14 protein-coding genes and 1 pseudogene are annotated in these 26078 nt (G+C 41.3%); 10 read left to right on the top strand and 5 right to left on the bottom strand.

What is annotated here, in order from left to right:
- The first annotated feature begins 322 nt into the window (after nt 1-322).
- The 3 genes from C7H79_RS13105 to C7H79_RS13095 are packed head-to-tail and all read left to right on the top strand — an operon-like array spanning nt 323 to nt 3458.
- Nucleotides 323-667 (top strand): sensory rhodopsin transducer, encoded by a 345-nt coding sequence (locus C7H79_RS13105; RefSeq protein WP_106707701.1) that lies wholly within the window; start codon nt 323-325, stop codon nt 665-667.
- Nucleotides 668-672: 5 nt separating this feature from the next.
- Nucleotides 673-2160, top strand: a complete 1488-nt coding sequence (locus tag C7H79_RS13100; RefSeq protein ID WP_106707700.1) for a GH39 family glycosyl hydrolase — start codon at nt 673-675, stop codon at nt 2158-2160.
- Nucleotides 2157-3458, top strand: a complete 1302-nt coding sequence (locus C7H79_RS13095; protein WP_106707699.1) for a glucoamylase family protein — start codon at nt 2157-2159, stop codon at nt 3456-3458. Before C7H79_RS13100 ends, C7H79_RS13095 begins: the two co-directional genes overlap by 4 nt.
- A gap of 44 nt (nt 3459-3502) precedes the next feature.
- Here the strand turns inward: C7H79_RS13095 and C7H79_RS13090 are convergent, their stop codons facing one another.
- Complete coding sequence (locus C7H79_RS13090) at nt 3503-12400, bottom strand: glycoside hydrolase family 94 protein (protein WP_106707698.1); 8898 nt, start codon at nt 12398-12400, stop codon at nt 3503-3505.
- Nucleotides 12401-13172: 772 nt separating this feature from the next.
- Here C7H79_RS13090 and C7H79_RS18950 point away from each other — a divergent pair.
- From C7H79_RS18950 to C7H79_RS13070, 4 genes and pseudogenes are all read left to right on the top strand, one after another.
- Nucleotides 13173-13510: pseudogene (locus C7H79_RS18950) on the top strand (transposase); the annotation flags it as partial.
- A gap of 372 nt (nt 13511-13882) precedes the next feature.
- Nucleotides 13883-14530 carry an MEDS domain-containing protein gene (locus C7H79_RS13080; protein WP_106707697.1) on the top strand — a complete coding sequence of 216 codons (648 nt, stop codon included), beginning with the start codon at nt 13883-13885 and terminating at the stop codon, nt 14528-14530.
- Nucleotides 14531-14606: 76 nt separating this feature from the next.
- Nucleotides 14607-16694, top strand: a complete 2088-nt coding sequence (locus tag C7H79_RS13075) for a sensor histidine kinase (RefSeq protein WP_106707696.1) — start codon at nt 14607-14609, stop codon at nt 16692-16694.
- 6 nt (nt 16695-16700) lie between these two features.
- Nucleotides 16701-17099 (top strand): response regulator, encoded by a 399-nt coding sequence (locus tag C7H79_RS13070; protein ID WP_172592439.1) that lies wholly within the window; start codon nt 16701-16703, stop codon nt 17097-17099.
- 134 nt (nt 17100-17233) lie between these two features.
- Here the strand turns inward: C7H79_RS13070 and egtD are convergent, their stop codons facing one another.
- The 4 genes from egtD to C7H79_RS13050 form a co-directional block, all read right to left on the bottom strand.
- The gene (gene egtD / locus C7H79_RS13065; protein WP_106707694.1) at nt 17234-18208 is read right to left on the bottom strand and encodes an L-histidine N(alpha)-methyltransferase; all 975 of its coding nucleotides are present in this window, start codon (nt 18206-18208) and stop codon (nt 17234-17236) included.
- Nucleotides 18208-19485 (bottom strand): ergothioneine biosynthesis protein EgtB, encoded by a 1278-nt coding sequence (gene egtB / locus C7H79_RS13060; protein WP_106707693.1) that lies wholly within the window; start codon nt 19483-19485, stop codon nt 18208-18210. The genes egtD and egtB overlap by 1 nt, the downstream gene beginning before the upstream one ends.
- A gap of 706 nt (nt 19486-20191) precedes the next feature.
- Nucleotides 20192-20833 (bottom strand): YeeE/YedE thiosulfate transporter family protein, encoded by a 642-nt coding sequence (locus C7H79_RS13055; protein ID WP_106707692.1) that lies wholly within the window; start codon nt 20831-20833, stop codon nt 20192-20194.
- 9 nt (nt 20834-20842) lie between these two features.
- The gene (locus C7H79_RS13050) at nt 20843-21361 is read right to left on the bottom strand and encodes a YeeE/YedE thiosulfate transporter family protein (protein WP_242447287.1); all 519 of its coding nucleotides are present in this window, start codon (nt 21359-21361) and stop codon (nt 20843-20845) included.
- A 258-nt stretch (nt 21362-21619) separates the two neighbouring features.
- On the opposite strand from C7H79_RS13050, the gene C7H79_RS13045 reads away from it, so the two are divergent.
- From C7H79_RS13045 to C7H79_RS13035, 3 genes are all read left to right on the top strand, one after another.
- On the top strand, nt 21620-23056 hold the full coding sequence (locus C7H79_RS13045) for an MBL fold metallo-hydrolase (RefSeq protein WP_106707691.1): 1437 nt from the start codon (nt 21620-21622) through the stop codon (nt 23054-23056).
- A gap of 10 nt (nt 23057-23066) precedes the next feature.
- Nucleotides 23067-23528: a DsrE family protein gene (locus tag C7H79_RS13040; RefSeq protein ID WP_106707690.1), complete on the top strand. Its 462-nt coding sequence runs from the start codon at nt 23067-23069 to the stop codon at nt 23526-23528.
- 404 nt (nt 23529-23932) lie between these two features.
- Entirely contained in the window at nt 23933-24961 is a 1029-nt protein-coding gene (locus tag C7H79_RS13035; RefSeq protein WP_242447286.1) for a hypothetical protein, read from the top strand.
- Nucleotides 24962-26078 lie beyond the last annotated feature (1117 nt).

The raw sequence follows: 26078 nt of genomic DNA, 5'->3' as shown, positions 1-26078 counted from the left end.
TTGGATAAGTTGGGCGATAAGCGAGTCGCATTGCTTCGAGCTGATAGCGGTTTTAGTGAACGGGCATTTCTGGATGATTTGGATCAGCGCGCATGCATTATTTAATTGCACTATGCTTAAACCAGTCCTGAAGTCTCTACTTAAAAAGTTCTAATGGAAAATCTGGGTTTATATTGTAATAATATATTAACTACAGTTAGTTAAGTGTTATATATATTTACAGGTCTATCGAGAAATTGGAATTAGTGGATATGTGCCAGACCCTGCCCAAATTTATGAACGGAGAAATAAATATGAATAATACGATAGGACAAAGAGCTGGGTGATTGCTGACGGTTATATTCCACCGACAAGTTCCGATCAAAGCCGTGAATTAATAAGCCATGACGCGATGTGTATTCTTAACTGCGGTCCTCAGGACGCTCATATCGAAGTTATCCTTTATTTTTCCGACAGAGAACCTGCCGGACCCTATTGTTTTGAGGTGGCAGCAGCGCGCACCAGACATGTTCGTTTTAATGAGCTTACTGATCCAAAGCCTGTTCCTCATAATACAGATTATGCCAGTGTCATTAGATCCGACGTTCCTGTCATTGTACAACATACCCGATTGGATTCTCGCCAGGCGGCACTGGCGCTGATGAGCACGATGGCTTATCCAGGGTAGAAGCGATGAGCCACACCAAACAGCACACAAACTTTATCTGTAACCTTGCTGCAAAGCCAAGCAGATTAAATCATGTCTGGGAGCACATGGTCGGTAGCGGCCATGCACTCCTGGCATTACGCGCAGATTGGCAAGTGCAACTTAAAAAAGCGCACGACGAATTAGGTTTTAGCTATGTTCGTTTCCATGGCATTCTTGATGATGATGTTGGAACATTGACCTGCCAAGAGGACAAGCTGATCTATTCATTTTTTAACAGTGACCAAATTTTAGATTTTTTACTGAGTATTGGCATGAAGCCTTTTGTCGAGCTGTCATTCATGCCTCTTGCTTTGGCCTCCGGAGATGCGACGGTATTCAAATACAAAGGAAATGTTACACCACCCCGAGATTATTCCTCCTGGGAAACCCTGATCAAAAGGCTAGTCAATCACTGGGTGGAGCGATATGGAGTAAATGAGGTTCGCCAGTGGTTCTTTGAAGTATGGAATGAACCTAATCTGAAGGCATTCTGGGTGGCGGAACAGGCAGATTATTTTAAACTCTACAAGCATACGGTCCGGGCGATTAAGTCCATTGACAGCAAACTCAAGGTTGGCGGTCCGGCAACAGCAAAGAATGCGTGGATAACAGATTTTCTTGTTTTTTGTGCAAGTAATGATCTGCCTGCGGATTTTGTTAGCACGCATCACTATCCCACAGATGCATTCGGCCAGCCTGGTGATGATACGGAAACACAATTATCAAAAAGCCATCGCAGCGTGTTGCGTGAAGAAGCATGCGAGACGTATCTCCAGGCACAAAATAAACCAGTGTACTACACCGAATGGTGTACTTCATCCAATCCTTTTGATATCTTGCATGATGAATCTTATGCTGCAGCTTTCATAATTAAGACCAACATGGAAGCAGTCGGCCTGATGCAAGGTTATAGCTACTGGACATTTTCCGATATCTTTGAAGAAAATTATTTTTCTTCCGTTCCTTTCCATGGGGGTTTTGGCTTACTCAATATCCATGGCATTGCAAAACCCGCTTATCGAGCCTACCAATTGCTGCGGCAATTAGGTACAGATCAATTACCGGTCGAGGGTAGTCATACAACGGTGGATGTCTGGGTGGTGCGTAGGAAAAATGACATTATGGTTCTGGCTACAAATTGGGGATTACCTCGGCACCATATTAGAAGCGAGTCAATATTTCTCTCGCTGAATCACTCCAATCCTCCTTTCTCGGTTGATATCACTCGTATTGATTCAGAAAACGCCAATGCAAAAAGCGCATGGATTGCCATGGGCGAACCGGAATATCTATCCGCAGAACAGATACGTCATTTACATGCAGCGTCAGAACTGAAATCGCATGATTTGCCCTATGAGTTTGTAGATAACACAATCATTCTTAGATTCATCCTGCCACCACAATCGGTTGTGTCCCTTAACTTAAAATTTCAGCCTTTCCACGCGGCGCCATTTATTCCCCAAAAAACATGAGTGCCGCAAGTTTAACCGACGACGAAATGTTAGATGAATTGCAGCAAGAAACATTTAATTATTTCTTACGGGAGGTGAATCCTAGTAATGGTTTGATCCGTGACTGCAATGAATTAGGCCGACCGGCTAGTATCGCCGCGGTCGGTTTAGCACTAAGCGCCTATCCAATTGGCGTCGAACGTGGTTTCTGGACTCGGGAGGAGGCAGCGCGCCGTACCCAAATAACGCTTGATTTTTTTTGGAATAGCCCCCAAAGCAAGGCTCCTGATGCAACAGGTTATAAAGGCTTTTACTACCATTATCTTGACATGACCACGGGGAGACGAGCTTGGGATTCAGAACTTTCAACAATTGATTCAACGTTGTTGCTTGCCGGCATGCTCTTAGCAGCGCAATATTTCGATGGAGACGATGAAAATGAAAAGGCACTACGTCAGCTTGCCCACCAACTTTATCAGCGGGTCGATTGGCAGTGGGCACAAAATGGCGGCTTGACCGTTAGCCATGGCTGGAAACCTGAAACTGGATTCTTAACGTGGCGTTGGGAAGGTTATTGTGAAGCATTGATTTTGTATGTGCTAGGTCTTGGGTCACCCACTTATCCGTTACCTGAAGAGGCTTATCATGCTTGGCTCTCAAGTTATTGCTGGAAAAATAAATACGGCTTGAAAATGGTCTATGGCGGCCCACTGTTTATACATCAGTTATCGCATATTTGGATAGATTTCCGCGGTATTCGTGATGTATACATGCAGACCAAGGAAATGGACTATTTCGAAAATAGTCGGCGTGCAACTTTATTTCAACAGCGTTATTCTATAGAGAATCCTCTGCGGTTCCCTCATTATGACCGCCATCGCTGGGGCATTACCGCTTCTGCTGGTCCCGGTCCAAAAACGCTAAACATTAATGGCATCAGACGACATTTTTTTGGTTACGTGGCACGTGAGCCATTCGGACTCGACGACGGCACATTGGCACCATGGGCTGTTGTGGCATCGCTTCCATTTGCGCCAGAAATTGTGTTGCCAACAATTCGCTTTTATATCGAGGAAATGCAACTGAAAGATAGAGATGAGGGTTTTAAAGCTACCTTTAATCCACTCTTTCCTAATCCTGGAAGTCATAAGGCCGGATGGACATCCTCTTGGAAATGCGCTCTGAACCAGGGACCCATTGTAATGATGATTGAAAACTATCGATCGAGTCGAATATGGAAGCTGATGCGCAACTGTAAATATTTGATTGGAGGTCTACGTCGCGCCAAATATAGCGGAGGATGGCTGGATACTCTCTAATAAATTGGCCGGAAGTCAGTTAGAATTCGACTTAATACATATGGTTATTTTATCTTTATTTCAACTTTATGATCTTGTCGATCGTCAACTAGTGAAATTGCTTTATCCATGGACTCCACACCATCCACCGTAACCTTTATGGTATCTGACTGTTCTGTCACGTCTTTATTTGATTTAGAGATAGTGATATGGTATACAGTTTCCCTATATCGATAATGTAGGCTGAACGCTTGCCAAGCTGTGGGCAAGCAAGGATTGAAATGTAACTTGTCCACATCTAGTCGTAAACCAAGTAAGGATTCAATAATCACTCGGTACATCCAGCCGGCAGAACCTGTGTACCAGCTCCATCCTCCGCGACCCGCATGGGGTGAAACTGCATATACGTCTGCTGCTACAACATAGGGTTCTACTTTGTAGAGCGCCATCCCCGCTGCCGTTTTTCCATGATTTACCGGATTGATCATATTCAGTAATTCCCAAGCGCGCTCATTGTCACCCAGGACTGCGAATGCCATTACAGCCCAGATAGCAGCGTGAGTATACTGACCTCCATTTTCGCGCACACCGGGAACATAACCCTTGATGTATCCCGGCTCCAGGTCAGATTTGTCAAATGGCGGATCCAAGAGTTGAATTAGCGCATGGTCGTGTCGCACAAGTCGTTCATATACGGCATCCATACCCATACGGGAGCGCGTAATATCGCCTGCACCGGAAAGTATCGACCAGCTCTGCGAGATAGAATCAATTTGACATTCGCTATTGGCTTCAGAGCCTAATGGTGTGCCGTCGTCAAAATAAGCGCGTCGATACCATGCACCATCCCATGCGACATCCTCGATACGCTGACGCAGCTTAATGGCTTCGGTCTGGCATTGTTCAGCAAACTCCATATCGCCCTTTTGTTTCGCCAACTCAGAAAAACGCATCAGTACTTCATATAAGAAGAAACCTAACCAAACACTTTCCCCCTTGCCTTGTAATCCCACCAGATTCATACCGTCGTTCCAGTCTCCGGATCCGATAAGCGGCAAACCATGCTCGCCATAGGTAAGGCTACGCCGAACAGCGCGCGCACAGTGTTGATATAAACTGGCGGACTCGGCTGAGTGCCCTGGGAGATCATAATAAGAATCATCCTCCGGATTGACCGGTCGACCTTCGATAAAAGAAATAGATTCATCCAGTACGCCAGAATCCCCGGTGCAGAGCACATAACGACACACTGTTAACGGCAGCCAGAGATAATCATCAGAACAACGGGTGCGCACGCCGCGATTTGATGGGGGATGCCACCAGTGTTGTACATCTCCCTCCACAAACTGATGCGCCGCACATAGGAGTAAGTGTTCTCGTACCTGTTGCGGATCAGCATGGATCAGTGCCATTACGTCCTGCAACTGATCACGGAAACCAAAAGCGCCGCCAGATTGATAATAACCACTGCGCGCCCATAAACGGCATGCCATTACTTGATAAACAAGCCATCCATTAACTATCACATTAATCGCCGGATCCGGAGTTTCTACTTGTATTGCACCGAGGGTATGATTCCAATATTGCCATATCGCTTGGAGTGCTGTATATGCAGAAGCCGACCCGCGAAGACGGTATACCAAATTGCGCGCATCTTCGACTCTACACTTACCCGGTTGCCCCAGACGAAAGATAATTTCGCGATCTTGCCCGTCAGCCAAATTGAAATGAACTTGTATGGCAGCGCAGGGGTCCAGCCCTGCACCTGACTTGCCTGAAAGACGCGTATGCGCCATCGCTGCCGGATTCTTAAGCGAACCGTTCCGCCCAATGAATTCGGCACGATCACAACTAATTGAACGATCGGTTTCATCGGTGTCGAAAAAAGCAATCCGTTCAGCAAATTCAGTATTGTAAGGATTGCGGGCAAACAGTGCGCCACTATCGGAATCGACCTCTGTTGTAATATGCATGGTTGATTTTGCCCGTAAATCTCCCAGTACCCATTCCACGTACCCAGTCGCAGAGAGGCGCCGCAGCCGACCAGAGTTATTGCGTATTTTCATTACAGAAAATTTAACGGCTGCATCCATGGCCACATACACCCATAGCTCAGAGGTTATACCTCCTTCAGTATGTTCGAACACGCTGTAGCCGAATCCATGTCGACTAACATATGCATTTTCGCCACGGCACGGGAGGGGTGTTGGTGACCAGAAATGACCATCCTCTTCATCGCGCAGATAAAAAGCTTCTCCACTTGTATCAGATACTGGGTCGTTGTGCCAAGGAGTGAGACGAAACTCGTGCGCATTCTCACTCCACGTATATGCCTGACCACATTCGGAAATAACCGTACCAAAATGTGGATTTGCCAATACATTCACCCATGGTGCGGGTGTCATTTGGGCGGCGGTAGTGGTAATAACGTATTCGTGCCCATCCGCTGTGAAACCGCCGACTCCATTGTTTAATATTAGATCCTGTCGCGCTTTTATATTTTCAACCGGTGGGTCAGCGCGATAGCTACGACTTGGTCTAAAACGCGGCATTCGCACATTATTGATACGCCTGCGGTTTATTTGATCCTCCAAAGTTCCCTGACTGTCTTTAATAATGGCACGTGCAACCGTTAGAAATAGAATGCGGTCTTCGTTCGATATCTGTTCCACATGTCGAACGAAAATTCCTCCTGGTCGATCAATAACGTGCGCTTCGATACCCGCCGCAATCAAACCGATAATCTGATCCTGGAGTTTCTGTCGATAACTGGCGTGATCTTCGTTCCAGATTACTAAATCTACTGCCAAACCTTTTAAGCGCCAGTAAGCATGCGCCTGCACCAACTGTCGCACCAGCTCAATATTCCTCGCATCGCCAATCTGCAATAATACGATAGGCAAATCTCCCGAAATAGCATATCCCCACAAACCGGATTGTCCGCGGCGATTTTGCAATAGCAGGCCGGTATCAGCGCGCAGTGATGCGTTGGCATACAGTACGGAGTTGGCAAGACGCTCATAAAGCAGTACATCGGCCAGGCTTGCATTAAGTTGGCGCAAAACCACTTGCGCGTGGGTGTAGGCGACATTAAATGCGCGATCTGCGAACCGACGATCTTGGTATTTATCCACCAGATTTAATGCAGCAGTACGGGATTCTGCTACTCCATTCATCAAATCAATGGAAATCGTTTGATCTGGATCAAGCGTAATTGTGAAGCGGATGGCGGCAATTGGGTCTAACACTGAACCTTGGCTTCCCGATAAATTCCTATTTGTTGTACTCAATGCTTGAGGATCGGCGATAGTATGCCCGCGACCGATGAATTCGGAGCGATCAGTTTCGAAAGAAATAGCATCAATATCCATTTCATCCGTAGTCATCAAATGGAACATCCATGGAGTTTGCTCACTACTTGAACGTGGCCGCCGCGTGCAAAGTATCGCATTACGCTGATTATCAATTTCAGTTTGTATAAACAGTTTGCTAAACGCAGGATGCAATGCATCCGCTGCAGGTACGGCAAGTACTACTTCAGCGTAGCTGGTCACAGATATGGTACGACGTATGCTTGCTCGGTTTGCAATACGTATGCGGCGCAATTCAATATCGTCTTCTGGTGATACTACAATATCAGTATGGACCTCAAAATCGTTATCACGACGACGAAATTCTGCGCGTCCCTCAGAAAAAATTACTTCGTAATGCTGTGGTTGCTTAAGTGTGGGTTGATATGAAGTGGACCAAAATTCTCCACTACTCTCATCGCGCAAATAACAAAATAATCCCCAATGATCGCAAGTCGTGTCTTCGCGCCAACGCGTGAGAGCAATATCCTTCCAGTGGCTATATCCTCCACCGGAATTTGTAACCATTACATGATAACGCCCGTTGGACAACAATTGTATTTCTGGTACTGATGTAAGTGCGCTTTTATAAATACGAATGGGCGCTACCGAATCAGCATCAGCCGAACGAATGTCGGAAAATTGAGCTGTGTGCGGAAGAAATGTTTGAATTTTTGGAATTCTCTCCTGCAGCAACAAGAGAGTTGATTGAATCAACGGATCTATTTCGAATCGTTTCTGCATCGGTTGATCCAGCAGTAAGTATGCTAAAGCGAGCAAGCTCATTCCTTGATGATGTGCCATATAAGTCCGCACGATCGTACTCGACTCACCGCGCCGTTGACGTGAGGGGGTATAATCAATGGCTTCATAAAATCCAAACTTTCCTTCCAATCCTGCGGCGGCTAATTGTTGTAGATTCAGGTAGGCCTCCTCCGGCAATACCATCAGCGCCAGCACTGTGGCATAGGGAGCAATGACCAAATCATCGGAGAGACCACGTTTCAATCCAAGTCCGGGCACGCCAAATGCCCGATACTGATAGTTAAGATGAACATCGACCAAGTTGTAGCAAGACTCGGATATGCCCCACGGCACCCCGCGTTGTTCCCCATACTCGATTTGTCGAGCCACCACCGCCTTATAGGTCTGGTCAAGCAGCGTGTTTTCATAATTAGGCATCACAAGAAGTGGCATCAAGTATTCAAACATTGATCCGCTCCACGATAAAAGCGAGGGCTCATTGCCTGTAGTGGTGAGCAAGCGTCCAAGAGCAAACCAGCTTTCTTGCGGCACTTGCCCCTGCGCGATTGCGACAAAATTGATCAATCGCGCTTCTGAAGCTAATAAATCATAGCAGCTTGTGTCACGCCTCATTTCGTCAACGTTATAGCCGATTGCCAGCAGATGGGATTTCTTGTCGTACAGAAAATCGTACGTCATGTGCGAGAATTCAGCTGCTTGAACAGCTAATTGTTCGATTGCTGCAATCCTTGTTGTGGCACGAAGCGCTGCTTGCTTGATAATTTGCTTATACTCCAGCAACCATTCACGCTCAGCAAGAGTGGCACTGCTGAGGATCCGTTGTTCTATAACTGGCAGCAATTTACACTCAATGTTTGCCAATTCACGCAGGGTTGGTATGCTATTGATTTTAAGGTCATTGTCTAACTCTTCTGGTGCAACGGGAAGCACTAACCATGGAGCGAGAAATGTCAGTTCATCCAGGACCGAGCGGATTTGTCGAATCAGAGCATGGGCCCACCAATTTCTATTGTTTTCAGAAGTCGTCTCAGAAATGACTGCACTGGCATGGTCCAAAGTCGAGTGATACAATGAATTCTCAGTTGCCTTCACATACACACCCGTTTCGGTGTGTCGTCTTTCCTCGTTTAAATGTTGTCTGCTATCGGGTTGAAGTTGTTGTTCGTCGGCATCATTATCAAGGCTGATTGCAAATTCCTCTGCCCACTTTAACAGCTCCTCAAGAAAGTGGCATGTCTGTGCAAGCGTGTTGAATTGGGAATTGCATGCAGAATTTATTTCTTTTTGTAGCTGAATAAGTGGGTCAGACTGCATGTTTCCTACTGCATCCGAGAGGATTCCCAGTGTGTCTAGCAATCCATGAAAGCACCGAACGCTCAGTATCTTGTCATCGGGAAGCGCGACTAATCCAGGACTTAAAGTCAGTAGATGTCCTGCAAGATTACCGCTATCTACCGTAGAAATATAAGCGGGATGTAATGGCTTTAAGGTTTGCGTATCGTACCAATTATAAAAATGACTCCGATACTGTTCTAGCATTTGCATGGTATCGAAGGTATAGGTAGTGCGTTCGATAAGTTTACCGGCAGGAATATATCCAAAATCGTACGCAGTCAAATTAGCAAGCAGGGCTAAACCAATATTAGTTGGTGAGGTGCGATGCGCCACGGCGGCCTCACGATACTCTTGATAGTTATCCGGAGGTAACCAATGATCTTCAGGGCCAACAAATGTTTCAAAAAATGCCCATGTTTTACGCGACAGCGTATGTAGTCGTGTGATTTGTTCATTTGTCAATTGAGTTTTGCTAGATACTAATGGTTGATCAAACCACCATACAATCACAGGGGCACTCAACCATAACAGCAAAATAGGGCCAGCTATTATGAGTACTTCGGATTTAAACAATACTAAATACCAACCTATGGCAAGTACGCTTAGCGGCACAATCCACATTGTGCGCAAAGTAACCAGGAAATTCGTGCGGCTGGCATGCGCTACTTCTGTCGATGAATTCCATTCAAGCAGTTTCCGGCGCGTAAATATCATACGTACAGCTGTACGTATAATTGCATCTATGCTGAAATAAGCTTCATAGGGAAGACTTGCAAAATTAAATATTACTTGCGTCAGACGTTGTATGGCTGCGTCGATTGCGGTAGCCAAATGTTGCCTAACCAACACTTCTTTTGGCTTGCGGAATAATTCTAAAAGCGAAGTGATTAAGGCAGGAATTAGAACAATACCGACAATAGCGATGGTCCAAAGCCAAGAAGATGACAGTAGGGCCCAGCCCATTATCAACAATATTATCAATGTAATAGGTACGAGACTGCGACGCAGGTTATCGAACAATTTCCATTGCGACAATCGAGAAAGTGAATTATTTAATCGGAATTTACTTGTACCGGAAACACGTTGCAGTAACCAACCTAGTAATTGCCAGTCACCACGTATCCACCGATGGCGTCGACTCACGTCTATATTGTAGTGCGCGGGGTAATCTTCATACACAATTACATCGCTCAATAAGCCAGCACGTGCATAACATCCTTCCAACAAGTCGTGGCTGAGAATCTGATTCTCGGGGAAACGTCCCTTTAATGTCTTTTCAAACATTTGCACATCATAGATGCCTTTGCCAATAAATGACCCTTCTCCGAACAAATCTTGATAGACGTCAGAAATGGCTCGTGTATAGGGATCAACACCGGCATCGCCACTATGCATTCGCGCATATTTCGAACGATTGCTCCCTTTAAGGCTTACGTGAACACGGGGTTGGAGAATTCCATAACCCTCACACACGCGTTGAAGTGTTTCATCATAACGTGGCCGATTAAGCGGGTGCGCCATAGCCCCCACCAACTGGTGCCCAACTTCGCGCGGTAACTGCGTATCCGTATCCAAAGTAATAACATATTTGACGTTTGCCAGATAAGTAATATCGCCGATGATGAGTGAAAAGCGTTTAACAGCAATTTCGCGAGTTTCATCTCGCAACAGTGCATTTAAATCTGCAAGTTTGCCACGCTTACGCTCGTATCCCATCCAGATGCTTTCTTGCTGATTCCAAAGACGCGGGCGATGAAAAAGAAAAAAAATACTTCTTTTTGCTGCTCCATATTTTGCATTCAGGGCTTCGACTCGTGTTTGGGCCAATTGCAGCAGTGATGCATCCTCGGCGATTATTTCTTCTTTTGCGTCGCCAAAATCGGTCAATAGCGCGAAATAGAGATTATTATCTTGGTTGGCCAGAAACCGAATTTCCAACGCCTCAACCAGATTATTCACGCTTTGCAGACTAGTAAGCATCGTGGGCACGACAACCAGCGTTTTCGATTGCGGCGGAATTCCGCTAGAAAAATCCATGCGAGGCACAGGATTCGGACGCACCAATAAGGTTGCCAGCCAATTTACCAATGCGAGGGCCAATTGACTGCTGGGTATCAAGGTGAACATGCCAATTAAAATTAGAATCCCAACTGACACGTCTCCCTGAGTGTAGATGAGTATCGTCAAACTAATACTGAACAGTAGTGTCAATAGCACAATAAAACCGAAATACATGCTTAGTGCATGTTGTGAGCCAACTCTCATTATCTTATCAGTCACAGAAAGATGAATTTCTGACTTGGTTTCGAGTTTAGGTAGGCCTTTATCAATCAGATAGAAACCTACATGCTTTGAGCGTTCATGGCATTCTGCAGTCGCTCTGCAAGCTTCATGCGCACATTGAATTGCAAAACGGGCTATTTCAGGCTCAGTGAAGGGACTTCTCTTGGCAATCTTTTCGATTGCATGCCGATAGAAATCGCGACTGGCAAAATCCATTCTGCTATAGGAGCCATCTGGATCTTCACATAATATCTGTTCGACGACACTCATGTTTTCGACGAATTCGCGCCAATCCATTGTGCCCAGAAAACGAAGACTACCAATACTGTTACTTATGGATACTTGATCAGCGGCTTGGTGCTGGTTTCCAGTGTGAATCAATTGCTCGATCGTCAGTCCGGATTCAGAAAGTACTTGTTCAATCCATGTCAGCGGCAATGCCAAAGCTAGGCTTTGCCCTTGTAATCGTCGCGCAAATTCGGAGACAAACGAATTCGAAAATGGTGGTTGCGAATGTGCCATATCAGCTATCACCAGTACTAGGCTCTTTGGATCTTTTGTGGCAACCATTATCATTTGCTCCGCCCACCCCCTTGCAAGGTCCGCATCGACTCTGTCAGCGGCGATGCGAACGGCCACGCGGCGAAGGTTTTCAATCAATGCGAACCGCAACATAATCGGGATGGCCCACAATTCTCCCAGTTTAAGTGGGTTAACTGTTTGATAGGCTTTAATGAATCGGCTGATATTTTCTGAGTCTAAGCGCCCATCTCCATGAGAAATAATCTCTAACGCGATATCATATACACGCGGCAATCCTGCCGAGGGTCCAGTGAGCAAACAGGGCAATTCTTTGTTATATTTCCTAGGCATATGACGACGGGCTGTATGGATCTGCTCTTGAATCAAATAAAAATTATCGAGCAACCACTCACTGGCTGGTGTAATTTGCTGGTTTGCTTTTACGGCGGTTGTTAATTGCCTACAAACAGCGATTAGCACCACTTCATTTGACGCCAACCGAGTCAAAAGATGATCTCGTGGACTTTTATGCGTTAATTTGTGAATGGTCGCAAGATGCTTGCCTCGTTCCTCCATTTGATCAGCGCTGTATAATTCCGCACGTAGCGGCGGCTCAATGAAAGTAGTCTTTAAGGAAACACTGCTGTCGTGAAAACTCGTCTTCAATTGACGCAAATACTGGAAGAAACGACTATCTTTGTGTTCCATTTATGTATTGATTCCTCTGTGGGATGGAATTTCTCTATAGATCATTTGAAAGAACCAATGATTTGACGTATTGAAAACTAACTTTAAGAGATTTTGAACAACTTGAACGTTGTTTAGGTGTGTATGTAATATTACCAATGTAACCAACATGCTAGGATATCCATGAGTTAATTGTCGATTTAATTAGGGCTTGTAAATATTCTGCAAAAAATATTCAAACAGCATTAATTTTCAATTATATAAAACTCCAATACAAAAATAGCCAACCAAAGTTCATGTTTAGATTATGCAAGCGACGCAAGCCGATAGGCTATACGTTGATCATGAGGTTCATCGAAGCGTAACCTGCATACGCTAATGATGATTTTATTGGTGTTTCGCTTGTTTTCGATGTAGTTTAAAGCTGGGATTCGATTACATCCTGAAACTAAGCTAAAGTATTGCAGCAACAGAACATCTCGTATGTGCGCTAACGTACAAATTATATTTTTGCCCAGCTAATCAAAATTTTCTGGGCTTTATGACGAGAAAATTCCCTGTGAATGCCGCTCATCAAGTACTGGAAAAACCAGTTTTGCTGCAAAATTTTTCGAAACTGCCTGCCGTAATGGAGAGCGATCATTACTGTTTGCCTACGAAGTGTCACGCGCGCAAATTATTCGAAATGGCGCTCCATCAGTATTGACTGTATAGCGTCATCCTAAGGTCGACAAAATAGTGTGATAGCTTAAGAGACACTTTTAGTTCATCGTTTCCCTAAAGAAGAGGAACGATGATGACAAAGAAGGATAATCAAAACCCCAGCACTGAGAAAACTGTACGAGATATTCGTCATGCAACCCGCCGTAATTATTCAGGTTAAAAAAGAACGCATAGTGCTGGAAGGTCGTCGTGGTGAAGACAGCATAGCGGAGTTATGTCGCCGGGAAGGTATCAATACGAATATATATTACCGCTGGTCGAAGGAATTTCTGGAAGCCGGGAAGAAACGGTTAGCGGGAGATATAGTTCGTCAAGCGACTACGGATAAAGTCTGAAAACTGCGTACCAAAGGCGCGCGCACTGAAAAAAGCCTTGGCAGGACTGTTAATGGAAAACCTCCTGCTTAAAATGTTCAATTACATCTTCGATAGTTTTTTGCTTCATAACTACTGATAACCATTTGGGCATGAAATTTCGTTTGGAAGATAAAAAGGTTTTCTAAGTGCAGTAAACTTATTACATCTCTAAGCAAAATCAGCTGCTTTTTTACTGGTCCAGTAAACTATCTGCCTGAACAATCCTAAGGCATATGATAAAATTCAATGAATGTAGGCGATTTTTTGGTACGAGTTTAATGGGATATAAGACTCGAATTTTGTTGCGAAAAACTAAGGTCAAACCTCGGCCTGGGTTCTGAAAGTTAACAGTTTATTTATGTTATTTTTTTGAGCAGAGAATAATAATTAATACAGTCAATACTTTCTTTGGAGTGATTAAAAAATGAATCTACCCACGCTAGCTTCTGAAGGAAAACCGGGCGTAAAACTTGCAGGATCAACAATTGAACGATCGGCACATGCTTGTGCATTCTTTCATACTGCAGAAGAATATTATAATGTTCTACTTCCCTTCATCAAGGATGGATTTGAAGCTGGAGACAAAGCCTTTCACGTCTTGGATGAGTCAGATCACGCTGAGCACTTTAGACAAATGGAAAATGCAGGAATCCCTGTAGCCAAATCGTGTAAAACGGGTCAACTTGAAGTGCGCAGGTGGGAGGAAGCATATCTGAAGCCTGGTTATTTTAGCCAAGATGATATGCTTGAGTTACTTGAAGGAGTGCTTAAGGAAAATAAAATTAAAGGGTACCCCATGACCCGATTGATCGCCAACATGGAATGGGCCTGTAAACATGAAATCACGGGCGTGAACGATATCGTAAAATACGAAACTCGACTTAATCATTTTTTGCCGAATTATGATGATGTAGTGGTTTGTACTTATGACCTTACCAAACATAGCGCCAGTGTAGTAATGGATGTACTTCGTACTCATCCATATGTTCTGATCGGCGGAATGTTGCACGAAAATCCCTACTTTGTGAACCCAGAGGATTTACTTGCAGAGCTCGAAGCTCGTGGCTCGTAAAATAGATCCTTGACATCATGCACAATCATACTATTTAAATAATTTATTGATACCAGTTAGGTTAGAAGCGTTTACGATGGATACAGTTTCGAACGAACTTCAATCCCTGCGAAGAGCCATCCGGGATGTCGTGGCAGTATCAACATTCCCGGCAATCTGGTTGCAGAATACGCCAAACCAGATCGCAGATAGTTTGGCGGAAATGCTATATAGTACCCTTCGCTTGGAATTTACATTTGTTTCCATCTGCAATTGTGGACGTGATTTCATTCGAAAAGCATATACGCGGCAAGGATTTCTCAAGTCTAATGATGTTGATGCGATATATCAAAATCTGGCACCTTTGTTTTCTGCGGAATGGCGATCTAATATTATAAAGGGGTTTACACACCCGCTCAGTGGGGAAGGCTCCGTTCAGCTCATTATTATCGCTATTGGTACAGTCAGTAAACATAACGTTTTAGTTGCCGGATCGACCCGCAAGGACTTTCCTACAGAAACAGAACGTCTTGTTCTTAATGTCGCTGTCAATCAGGCTGCAGTTACGATTGAACAAAAGCTAGCTCAAGAACGAGCCGAACATGCAGAACGTGCAATTCGGGAAAGTGAAGCTCGCTACGTTCTGGCCAGTCGCGCTACACGAGATGCTATTTGGGATTGGAACCTCGTGACCAATCAAATCCTTTGGAACGAAGCGATGCACACCGAGTATGGCTATTCCTTGGAAGTTATGAATGGTGATGCAACTTGGTGGTATGAACATATTCATCCGGAAGATCGTGAGCACGTTGTGGAAGCGATTCATCAAATCATTGAGAGTGGAGAGCAAAATTGGCATCACGAGTATCGCTATCAAAGAGCCGATGGTACTTATGCAACAGTCTTCGATCGCGGTTATGTCGTGCATCTGAACGGAAAACCTGTTCGCATGTTAGGTGCCATGCAAGATGTGAGCATCCGGAAGGAAGCTGAAGAAAAAATAAAGGCATTGCACCAACAAGCAGAGGCTGTGCGTCAAGAGTTACGAGACTTTATTGAGCAGTCTCCGGCAGCAATGTACATGGTCAAAGGCCCACAACATGAATTTACATTAGCAAATTCCCATTATCTCAAACTGGTCGAGCGTGGAATGGATAAACTTATAGGAAAAACTATACGAGAAGTCTTTTCTGAATCAGAGGACGGATGGTTCTTATCCTTAGCGAATAGGGTTTATCAGACGGGTGTGCCGTTTGTTGGAAAAGAGATGCCTTTTCGAAATCCTGCCGGAAAAGAGTGCTTCTTGAACGTGGTCTATCAAGCTTTCCGTGCTTCTGACGGAAAAATATTGGGACTTCTAGGTTTCGCTCATGATGTGACTGAAGAAGTGCTGGCGCGGAAGAAAGCAGAGGAACTTGCAACAGATCTTCAAGTGGCTGTACAAGCGCGTGATGATTTTTTGAGCATTGCTTCTCATGAACTTAAGACACCAATCACCTCGCTTAAGCTTCAGATTCAGATGATATCCAGAAGCTTAATGAAAAGCTCTGTCAGAAACATTCCTAAAGGACGCTTGGAAAAGATGCTTATTTCATCCAATCGTCAGATCGAAATGTTGGTCAATCTTGTTGACGATCTACTTGATGTCTCACGAATTATTAATGGAAAACTCTTGATGAAACCTTCCCTAATGAATCTTGCGGATATGGTAAATGAAGTAGTGGAACGGTTTCAAGATCAACTTGACTCGTCGAAAATTTCTCTTACTATAAATGCAGACAAAGATGTTATAGGTGTTTGGGATTGGCATAGGCTTGAGCAGGTTTTTACTAATCTTTTGACGAATGCAATTAAGTACGGAAACGGTAAACCTATTCAAGTTCAGGTAAAAAACCTGGAAACGAGTGTATCTCTAAGCATCATTGACCATGGCATAGGAATATCAAAAGAAAATCAGGGTATTATATTTAACCGCTTTGAAAGAATTAATGCAGTAGATACCTATAGCGGATTGGGACTTGGTTTACTCATCGCCAAAGAAATCGTAACTACCCATGGTGGAAAAATTTTGGTAGAAAGTGAACTCGAGAAAGGATCGACATTTACAGTGGAATTGCCCATTAAGGCTCCTGGATCAGTGGATGAAATTGTGATTCCGTCCTTATCATTACGTAGTATGAGTTAAATATCCGTGATCTGCCCTCGTATTGTATTAATCATCGATGATAATATTGATATTCGTGAGTGCCTTCAAACTTTCTTTGAAGAAGAAGGTTTCATAGTTTATGTGGCTACTCATGGTCGTGAGGGAATTGAGGTTTTGCAACGAATTGAAGGCTCCTGTCTTATACTTTTAGATCTCAATATGCCTGTCATGAATGGGCGCGAATTTCTTGAGAAAAAACGTAAGCTCCGGCTTGCTCACAATTCTCCTGTGTTAGTTTTTTCAGCAACCCGAACTCGGCATAACGAGACTATTGAAGGCATCAGCGAATGGATCAATAAACCTGTTGATTTAAATGATTTCATTGATATTGTGGAACGTTACTGCGGAAATGGATTTATTGAAGATAAACAGATTGATGCATAATCAGTTCACTACCACATTGCCATTATAAGATAACATCCCCGTGTTTCGGATACCCATATCAAGTGTGAATCTTAAACGCCATGTTTTTTCCACTCCTGGTTTTTAAGTAATCTAAGTAAAATTTGTCAGATCTACTAAGCAGATAATAAACATATTGCGAACCTGTTTTGGTGGTCGCACCAGTATTTTTCTAGCGTTAATTCTGCTTGATTAGTTATGGAAGTTAAAGACTCTATTGAATATTTATGGGAGCTCTCAGTGTGAATGGTCTCCAATAAATCAAAGTGAAAACACTTCCCGGCTATAATAACGACTTGGGGTTTACAAGATACCAGGTGCATTTCTATCCGATTATCATTTTCATTAAAAATAGCTTTGTGTTTGAAACCATTCTGTATATCAAAATTTCCATCAAGTTCAGCATTAATTCTTGTCAGGATATTTTTATTGAACTCGGCAGTTATACCCTCAGTATCATCATATGCTCTAATAAGAGTTTCTTTATCCTTGATCAAGTCGATTCCTAGCAATATTTTTCCGTTAATGCCACTCAATCTCTTGAAATTTCTTAGAATATCAGCTGCTTCTGGCCGCGAGAAATTGCCTATAGTCGATCCAGGAAAAAAAACTACATTTGATGAGTTTCCTATATTTGTTTCACTTATAATTTGTTTTACTGCTTTTTTATTTGTAAAATCACCCTCTAAAGGCTGAATCTCTAAGTGTGGAAACAAAATCCTTAATCTACTCACTGAGTAGCTCAGCATCTCTGCGGATATCTCAAACGGAATAAAAGTTTTAGGTTGTTCAATTGCATTGAGAATTTTCTGCACTTTATGTCCAGCCCCGCAACCAGGCTCAATAATAGTTACATTCGATCCTAGTTGAAATGCAATATCTTCGATATTTTGATCTAAAATATCTAATTCAACGTTAGTTAAATAATATTCTTTTAGTTGAGTTATTTTTTCAAACAACCAAGAACCATGTTCATCATAAAAATATTTACATGGCAAAGTCTTGGGCACGCTGTCTAATCCTTGATATACATCAGCCAAAAAATTGAGATCAGCGATACGAGTGATAACATCTTTAGGGACTATACTCATCAAGTATCCTCTGCTAGCCGAATCCCACTCATCATCCAAGACTGATGGGGATAATAAAAATTCCGATAACTATTTCTTAAATGGTGCATTGGAGTCAAACAAGAACCACCGCGCAACACTATCTGGTTCACCATAAACTTACCGTTATATTCACCGGCCACATCTGCAAATGGTTTGAATCCCGGATAAGGCAGATAAGCGCTACAAGTCCATTGCCAAGCTTCTTTTGACAGTTGTAGAAGACCCTCGCCTTCCGCTGGATGAGGGTGTAAATGCGCAGACTTACAACTTATATCGAATGCATGTTCTGATTGACTTGCATACTCCCATTCTGCTTCAGTAGGTAGGCGTTTGCCAGCCCATGCTGCAAAGGCACTGGCCTCATAATAACTAACGTGACAAACTGGCTCATTTAAATTAATTGGTTTTAGTCCATTTAGTGTAAATTCGTACCAACAATCATCTTTTTTAATCCAGTAGAATGGAGCATTTTGATGATTTTGTTTAACATTTGACCAACCATCCGAAAGCCAATATTGAGGATTTTCATAACCCTGGTTATCCATAAACACCAAATACTCCATATTGGTAACAAGCCGCGAGGCCAATTTAAAACTTTGTATGAGTTGTTTATGTTTAGGTCTTTCGTTATCAAAAGAAAATTCCGTATCTTTAGCACCAATCTCAAGAATAAGTGTTTCGAAATTAAACCATTTTAATGGAGCTGCAATTTTGTTTAGATGCATATTTCCAGAAGTTATCGAATATGCTGGATACATTGGGTTAATTGAGAACGCGTGTTTAATATCCATTAATAGTAATTCCTGATGCTGCTTTTCGTGATGAATACCTAGCATCAAAAGCTCAATTAATTTAGGTGATAATTCAGAATAATAACAACACAAATCTTGAATGTAGTTATCAACATGATGTCGATAGCTTAATACTTCTTTCAAGCTAGGTCTTGCAAGTAACCCTCGTAGAGATCGGGTAAATTGATTCCCAATCCCATTATAGTAAGAGTTAAATAAAACTTGAAAATGTGAACTAAAAATCCTATATGTTTTTAAATGCGGCACAAGTAAAAATGTTTCAAAAAACCAACTTGTATGCGCCAAGTGCCATTTCACTGGACTCGCATCGGGCATCGATTGTAATTGGCAATCTTCAGCATTTAAATTTTTAATGAGAATTTCTGTATATTGCCGAGTATGCTTGAAGAACTCGCATATCGAATATTCAGAGTTATCCACATTAAAGGCAAAGTTGGACTTCATGTTTAATTTATAACCACATCCAATTTTTTACAAAAATAAACATCATTAATCTATTAAGATAATAATAAATTTCGAACAATTTTAATAAGATTCAAACATTAATTAATTCTTGATTTAGTTAATATTAGTTCAATACCCATTAACTATCTGTGCGCTTATACACAAAGGTATGTCATCTTCTAATTTTTATGTGTTCAGCATGTATTTGAACATTGTTAAACAACTCGAATTCTTGACTGGAAGATAGTCTTTTTGGCATAAATACTAAGAAATTTCACCTCGCCCCTTCAAAAATCCATGCCTAGAAATATAACGAAAGTACCTGTCATAAGATAAAAAAATATCTTTATGAAGTAACGTGAGTCTAACTACGTATTGCACCATCTAGGTGGTAACACGATTTGGTTTACAGGGTCGGGAATTTCCGAGGGCGCGACATAGGATCTCCAACCTGAAAAGATTGCTAAGATCTTGTTTTGGTAAGCTGAAACCGGCAGGATTAAAAAAGATGACTCGCTCATCTAACTGATTATAGTCAGTTCGAACTCACTATCTCCGACATTTTCTGCAAGAACTCTCAAAAAATACTTTATCAATCATTTAAATTTCTGAGCTGAAGGTGCTTCAGATAAAGTATTATATTTTGCACAAAACCTGCATTAATAACTTTTCCTTGAATAGAGTCTAAAGGAAATGGCTGACAATATCAGAATAAAGCATAGAATCTTTCTAATAAATATAAAGATATAGTCAGGAAAATTGCAAAATACACTATAAAAGCTTTTCGCGAAACTCCCATAACGTCTGGAAAGATGAGTTTGCCGCGATCTCCCCACTTCATAATTGTGGTATTGATATAACCTGACATTTCCGCATAAAAATAACTGCCTGCTAATAATCCTAATACCCCCGCGATTGCATCGTAATTGCCTTGACCAACGGCTGCGGCACCTGTGCCCGGACAATATCCAAGTAAGCCGAATCCTATTCCGAAAACAAGTCCTCCGATTATGTTAGCTGCGTACCGAGTAGGTTTAATGTGTAACTCTACAAGGCCTAGCCTATGCATTGTGAAAATGCCTATCATCCCTGTCAAAATTGCCGACAGAATGATTTTCATCACCGTAAAATCTGTTAGGAACAATGCACCCATCAGTACATCGTAATTGGCTACTCCTCCTTTTTGAATTAAGTAACCAAATATTATTCCAAAAAACAATCCTAATATGAGTTGCGTAGTATTCTGAGGATTATATTTCTGGTTGTCTTTATTCAAGTCTGGTGATTCAGCTGAGTCTATATTTTGGTTAGATTGATTTTGAAGGCTATCAGGTACGATCGAATTCATTTTAAACTCCTAAACATTGAAAATAAGATTTGCTGTAATTGCTCCTCCAATAAAAAAACACATCAAGGCAAGCCATGAACCCACTGAAAGCTGCGCTGTGCCGCTAATGCCATGACCGCTAGTACAACCGCCTGCAAGTCGGGCACCGAATGCCATAATCAAACCACCAATAAAAGCCAAACAAAAACGAAACAAGTAACTTGAACCAAACCTCTCTTCCCACAAAGTAGGCACCCACGTACCTTTTATTTCTCCGCCCATATATGCTGCTGCGAACGCGCCTAAAAAGATCCCAATTAAAAACATTACGTCCCATTGAATAATAGGTTTCGTTTCCTGAAAGAAGCTAAGTGAATTCGTATGCATTTTTGAAAAAAATTTTCCAATAATTCCGGAAATTCTTGCGTATCCCGTCGAAGCGCCAATAGGTTGATTAGAAAAATAGAATGTCGCCATAGACAACAATCCGATAAAAGTGCCTACTAAATAGGGAGACCATACTTCCCCATTATTGCCCATTAAATCCATTCGTATCTCCTTCAAATAAATATGCCAACAAGCTAAAAGCAATTATTCATACTAAATTATTTTATTATTGTATTTCTGTACGTTTTCGAACAGAAATAAGGAAGTAGAATTCACTACACTCTGTGTCTAGATGAAATCAAATTTTGCTTTTGGTTGCGGTATTTATCAATGATTATTAGATAATTTTTTAATATTAATTAAATCGATGAGATTCTTCCTTCATTGTATATAAAGTGTAATTTTTAAGGAAAATCAACAATGAAATTTAAACGCATAAAAACGCCCGGTATTGCTCACAATGCTTATATTCTGGCTACTAAAGGAATAGGAATTATCATCGACCCGCGACGAGATCTTGATGAATATTTTGATTATGCTAAGAAAAATGCCATAAATATTAGTTATATTTTGCAAACCCATCGGCAGGAAGATTTTGTACTGGGTTCAAAAGCTTTAAAAGAACTAACCGGCTCTCTGATTGTGGCTGGGGAGAATCCTGTCTCGGTTAATGCAGATATCCAAATGAAAGACGGTGACTTGTTGGAAATTGAAGAGTTAATTATTCAGGCACTACATACTCCAGGACATACACCCGAGAGCGTATCTTATGCGGTCTCATTTAAAGATAATCCAGAAAATGTATGGGCGGTCTTCACCGGAGATGCTTTGTTTATAGGAGAAACCGGTCGTACAGATTTACCTGATAAAAATAAAACAGCAGAAAATGCGGCCATTTTATATGATTCTATTCACGAGAAAATTCTGCCTTTAGGCGATCATGTACTTCTCTATCCTGCCCATGGGGCTGGCTCAGTGTGCGGAGGTAATATTGCTGATTATGATGAATCCACGATTGGGTTTGAGCGTACATACAATAAGGTTTTTACTCTTTCCAAGGATGAATTTGTTGTACATAAATTGCATGAACGAATCCCGCGTCCACCGTATTTTAAATTAATAGAAAAACTGAATTTTGAAGGAGGCGCAGCAGCTCCAATCAACTGGGATTCTATTCCGTTACTTCTATCCAAGGAATTTGAAGCTAATGCAAAATCCGGATTGATTATCGATACCCGACTGCCCGAAGCTTTTGCTGGAGGCCATATTCCTGGCTCTTATAGTATATGGCTGGAAGGATTGCCGGTATTTGGAGGTTGGGTTGCGGAAGAAAATAAACCTCTTTATCTGATACTTGAACGTAATGAAGATATGAAAAAGGCACTTCAACATCTGGCGCGTATTGGTATAGATAATGTCAAAGGGATATTGGCCGGAGGTTTTGAGGCATGGCGTGATGCCGCATTACCCATTGATATGTTCGATACAATTTCGCCTCAAGAATTACAAGAGTCCACAACTGAGATATCTGTTCTCGATGTCAGGGAAATTACCGAATTTGAGGATGAAGGCCATATTCATAATGCGGAACATGCCTATGTAGGTTATTTACCCGATCATATTTCTGATGTGATACGGGAATTACCTACAGATACGAAATTAGCCGTCACCTGTAGCGTAGGACATCGAGCAAGTCTTGCCACGAGCATGTTACGTCAGAATGGTTTCAAGAATCTCTTTAACTTGCTTGGAGGAATGACGGCATGGAATACACTAAAACTGCCTCTAGAAAAAGGTAAAAGTGAGAAGACACCCCTTGACCAAATAAGTATCGAGAAAGACTTTCCTCATCAGTAGGAGAAGCAAGATGCAAAACAAATTTTTGATAACATGCTTTTTTTTAGTCTTTATTTTATTTATATCAGGAATTTCATTTATGAGCATAGCTGCGGATCATAAAGAATCTCACAAAACAAAATTAGCCCATTATGTAGTAATAGAGGCAGTTTCGGGTGATGCTAAAGAGTGGGAAAATCTGATGAACAATACTGAAAATATCCTTATGGCATTTGAGACCGAATCAACTAAGGTGGAAATTGTAAGTCATGGTCATGGACTCAACATGCTACTAAAAAATACTGATAAAAATCCTCATGCTCGTATGCAAAAATTGCATGAATCCGGAGTAGTTTTCGCAGCTTGTCAAAATACGATGAAACGCATGAATTTGACTCAGGAGGATCTTGTCACTTTTGCGATCGTAGTAGATTCAGGAGTTGCCGAAGTTATCCGCAAACAGGAAAATGGATGGATTTATATAAGTCGTTGACAAATTTTTTTAAGCTTTTAACAATTTTTGCTGATGCGCTATAGGTAAGAAAATCGTCAAATATTCATCACATTGTGAGTTATACACAATAAATATGCCAGAAGATTTTAAATTGTTTTAGTAGTGTCGGTTAAAAAGCAAAATAAACTTAATTGGTAATGGAACCGCAACGTTCTCTGCGACAGGAAAATTTTCGCAACTCCGAGCAAAAACACCAATTTACTTACTTGCCTCAGGCCTATTTTATTGCTGTCATGATTATGAAGCTTATTTAAACACACTAATCACATCTAAGCATAATTAACAAAGGTTTATGTGATATGAGTAACACACAGATAATTAATAGTACAATTGCACATGCAACTGTAAATCAATGCGCAATTACTTATATACGATATAAGCCAGTGAATAAACCACCAGAAAAGTACATCAAAAGCATTCAGCTTGATTTATTCTCTCAGTTTGTCACCAATGACAAAAGTGAGGTTTCAAATACTGTTGAGGTTTGGGAAAGTATTCCGAAATATTTTTTTACACCCAAGCAAGTTGAAAAATTACGCACAAAGACGGGGCATGCTGATCCATATAAAATGGAATTCTCGTATGACGGAATTTCCTGCAGCGTTAAGATACAACCTGCTCTAATTGAACAAAAAGAAGGTGGCTACAAAGCCTTCTTTCCTAGCGTTACTGAAGAACTCGTCGAGGAAGCATTAAAGAAATATCTTACAATTCAAAATTATGGCATTCATGATGTCAATAAAGCTGAAACTTGGGTTCGTTTTTCTTTAAGCATGATACACCGGGAACTTAAGTCAAGAGGACGCACCCGAAGTCGGAATGAGATAAAACACGCAATCGAGGTCATGAATAAATGTAACATTTCCTTATTCAAAGACAAAAAAGAAGTTTGGAGTGGAGCGATTCTACAAGACCTTGTGACCGTGGGACGTGAGGAATATCTAGCTGATACTGACGCTCATCATGTTGGAAGATTGCCTCTGTTTATCAGCCATGCAATAAATCGCCTTGAATATAGACAGTTTAACTATGATCGTCTGATGAGCTGTGATGAACAGCTTTCACGCTTTATTTATAAAAAATTAATCAATCGTTACCGGCACGCCAATCTTATCAATAATTATCACTTCATGTTTTCTGATTTGAAAAATAGCGGATTATTACAACAGAAAAGAGACATTGATAACAGAAGAAAAGTTCTTTCCGCATTAGACGAATTAAAAGAAAAGAATATCATAGCGAATTATGACACACACGAACGCAAAGAAAGTCGTGCAATCAATGACGTCAAATATACAATCTTTCCTTCTAATCAATTTATAAGCGAACAAAAAGCCGCCAATAAACGTGTGAATGACACAGAAAAACAAGTTCTTGACACAAAAAACATACCCTTAGATACACCCAGATAACTAGTAGGTATAACTCACAGTTCTAATAAAATGTAGAAGGTGTGACTCACATTAGCATCCTATAAAACTACTTATAAACATATTAATAAAACAAAAAATAAAATATTGATTTTCATTTATCCATAAGCTTATTTAATGTAGAAGGTTTAACACACACATTACCAGTTATGTAGAAGGTTTAAGTCACACAACGGAATCACACACAAACAAATCAAAAGATTAAACAGAAACCTTTGGATAAAGTCATATAAAGTAGAAGGTATAATCCACACAAAGTAGAAGGTACATTTCACACTTCAGCCATTAAGTAGAAGGTTCTACTCACATTTAGTAGAAGGTCTGTCTCACAGTTAAAATTTTTTGCTTTTTTTGAATCCATTTGCAGCTGAATTCTATTGAATTTTTACAAAAACATAGAAGGTTTAACTCACACATCTTCAAAATTGTAGAAGGTTTAACTCACATATTGTAGAAGGTATATCCCACAGATAAGCCAAAATGTAGAAGGTATATCGCACAGTTAAAAACAAGTAGAAGTTATAACTCACAGTTAGAGTATAAAAATATACAATATCTTTATGAATACATTAGTTAATAAACTCTAGAAAAACACCCTATTCTTTTCTTCTTTTAATCTTTATTTATTTAGTCTTTAATTAATCGTACCTGTGGATATGTTAATAACTTTTAAAAATTTGTATATTAAAAAAGCAAAATACAAAATATAAAAAATAGAGAAGTATTAATATTCTAAATACCCTTTATAAGCCCCAATTCAAAGCACAAGCGCTTTATATATTTTAATAATACCCAACCCTAACCCTAAGTATAATAACGCCACCAGAAGAATATTAAGCCCCCTACTAAAGTTCTACAAATAACAAACAAATTCCTCAAATCATTTAATTTACGTAACAATTAGGGGTATCTGCCCAAACCCCAAGTCTATTTATAAAAACAATGATTTTAAAAATCTCCAAACATCATTTAGCAGTTGTGCAAAGACATACCTAAATAATGTTTTTATATTATTTGAACTAGAATACGAATCACTAAATTTAAAACGCACCATCGCAAGAAACACAGAATTAAACCTGGAATTAAAAACAATTGTGAG

It is taken from the genome of Nitrosomonas supralitoralis, from assembly GCF_003011925.2.
Lineage (GTDB): Bacteria > Pseudomonadota > Gammaproteobacteria > Burkholderiales > Nitrosomonadaceae > Nitrosomonas > Nitrosomonas supralitoralis.
Note: the sequence above shows the minus strand (reverse complement) of the source record. Positions and strands in the feature narration are given on the sequence as shown.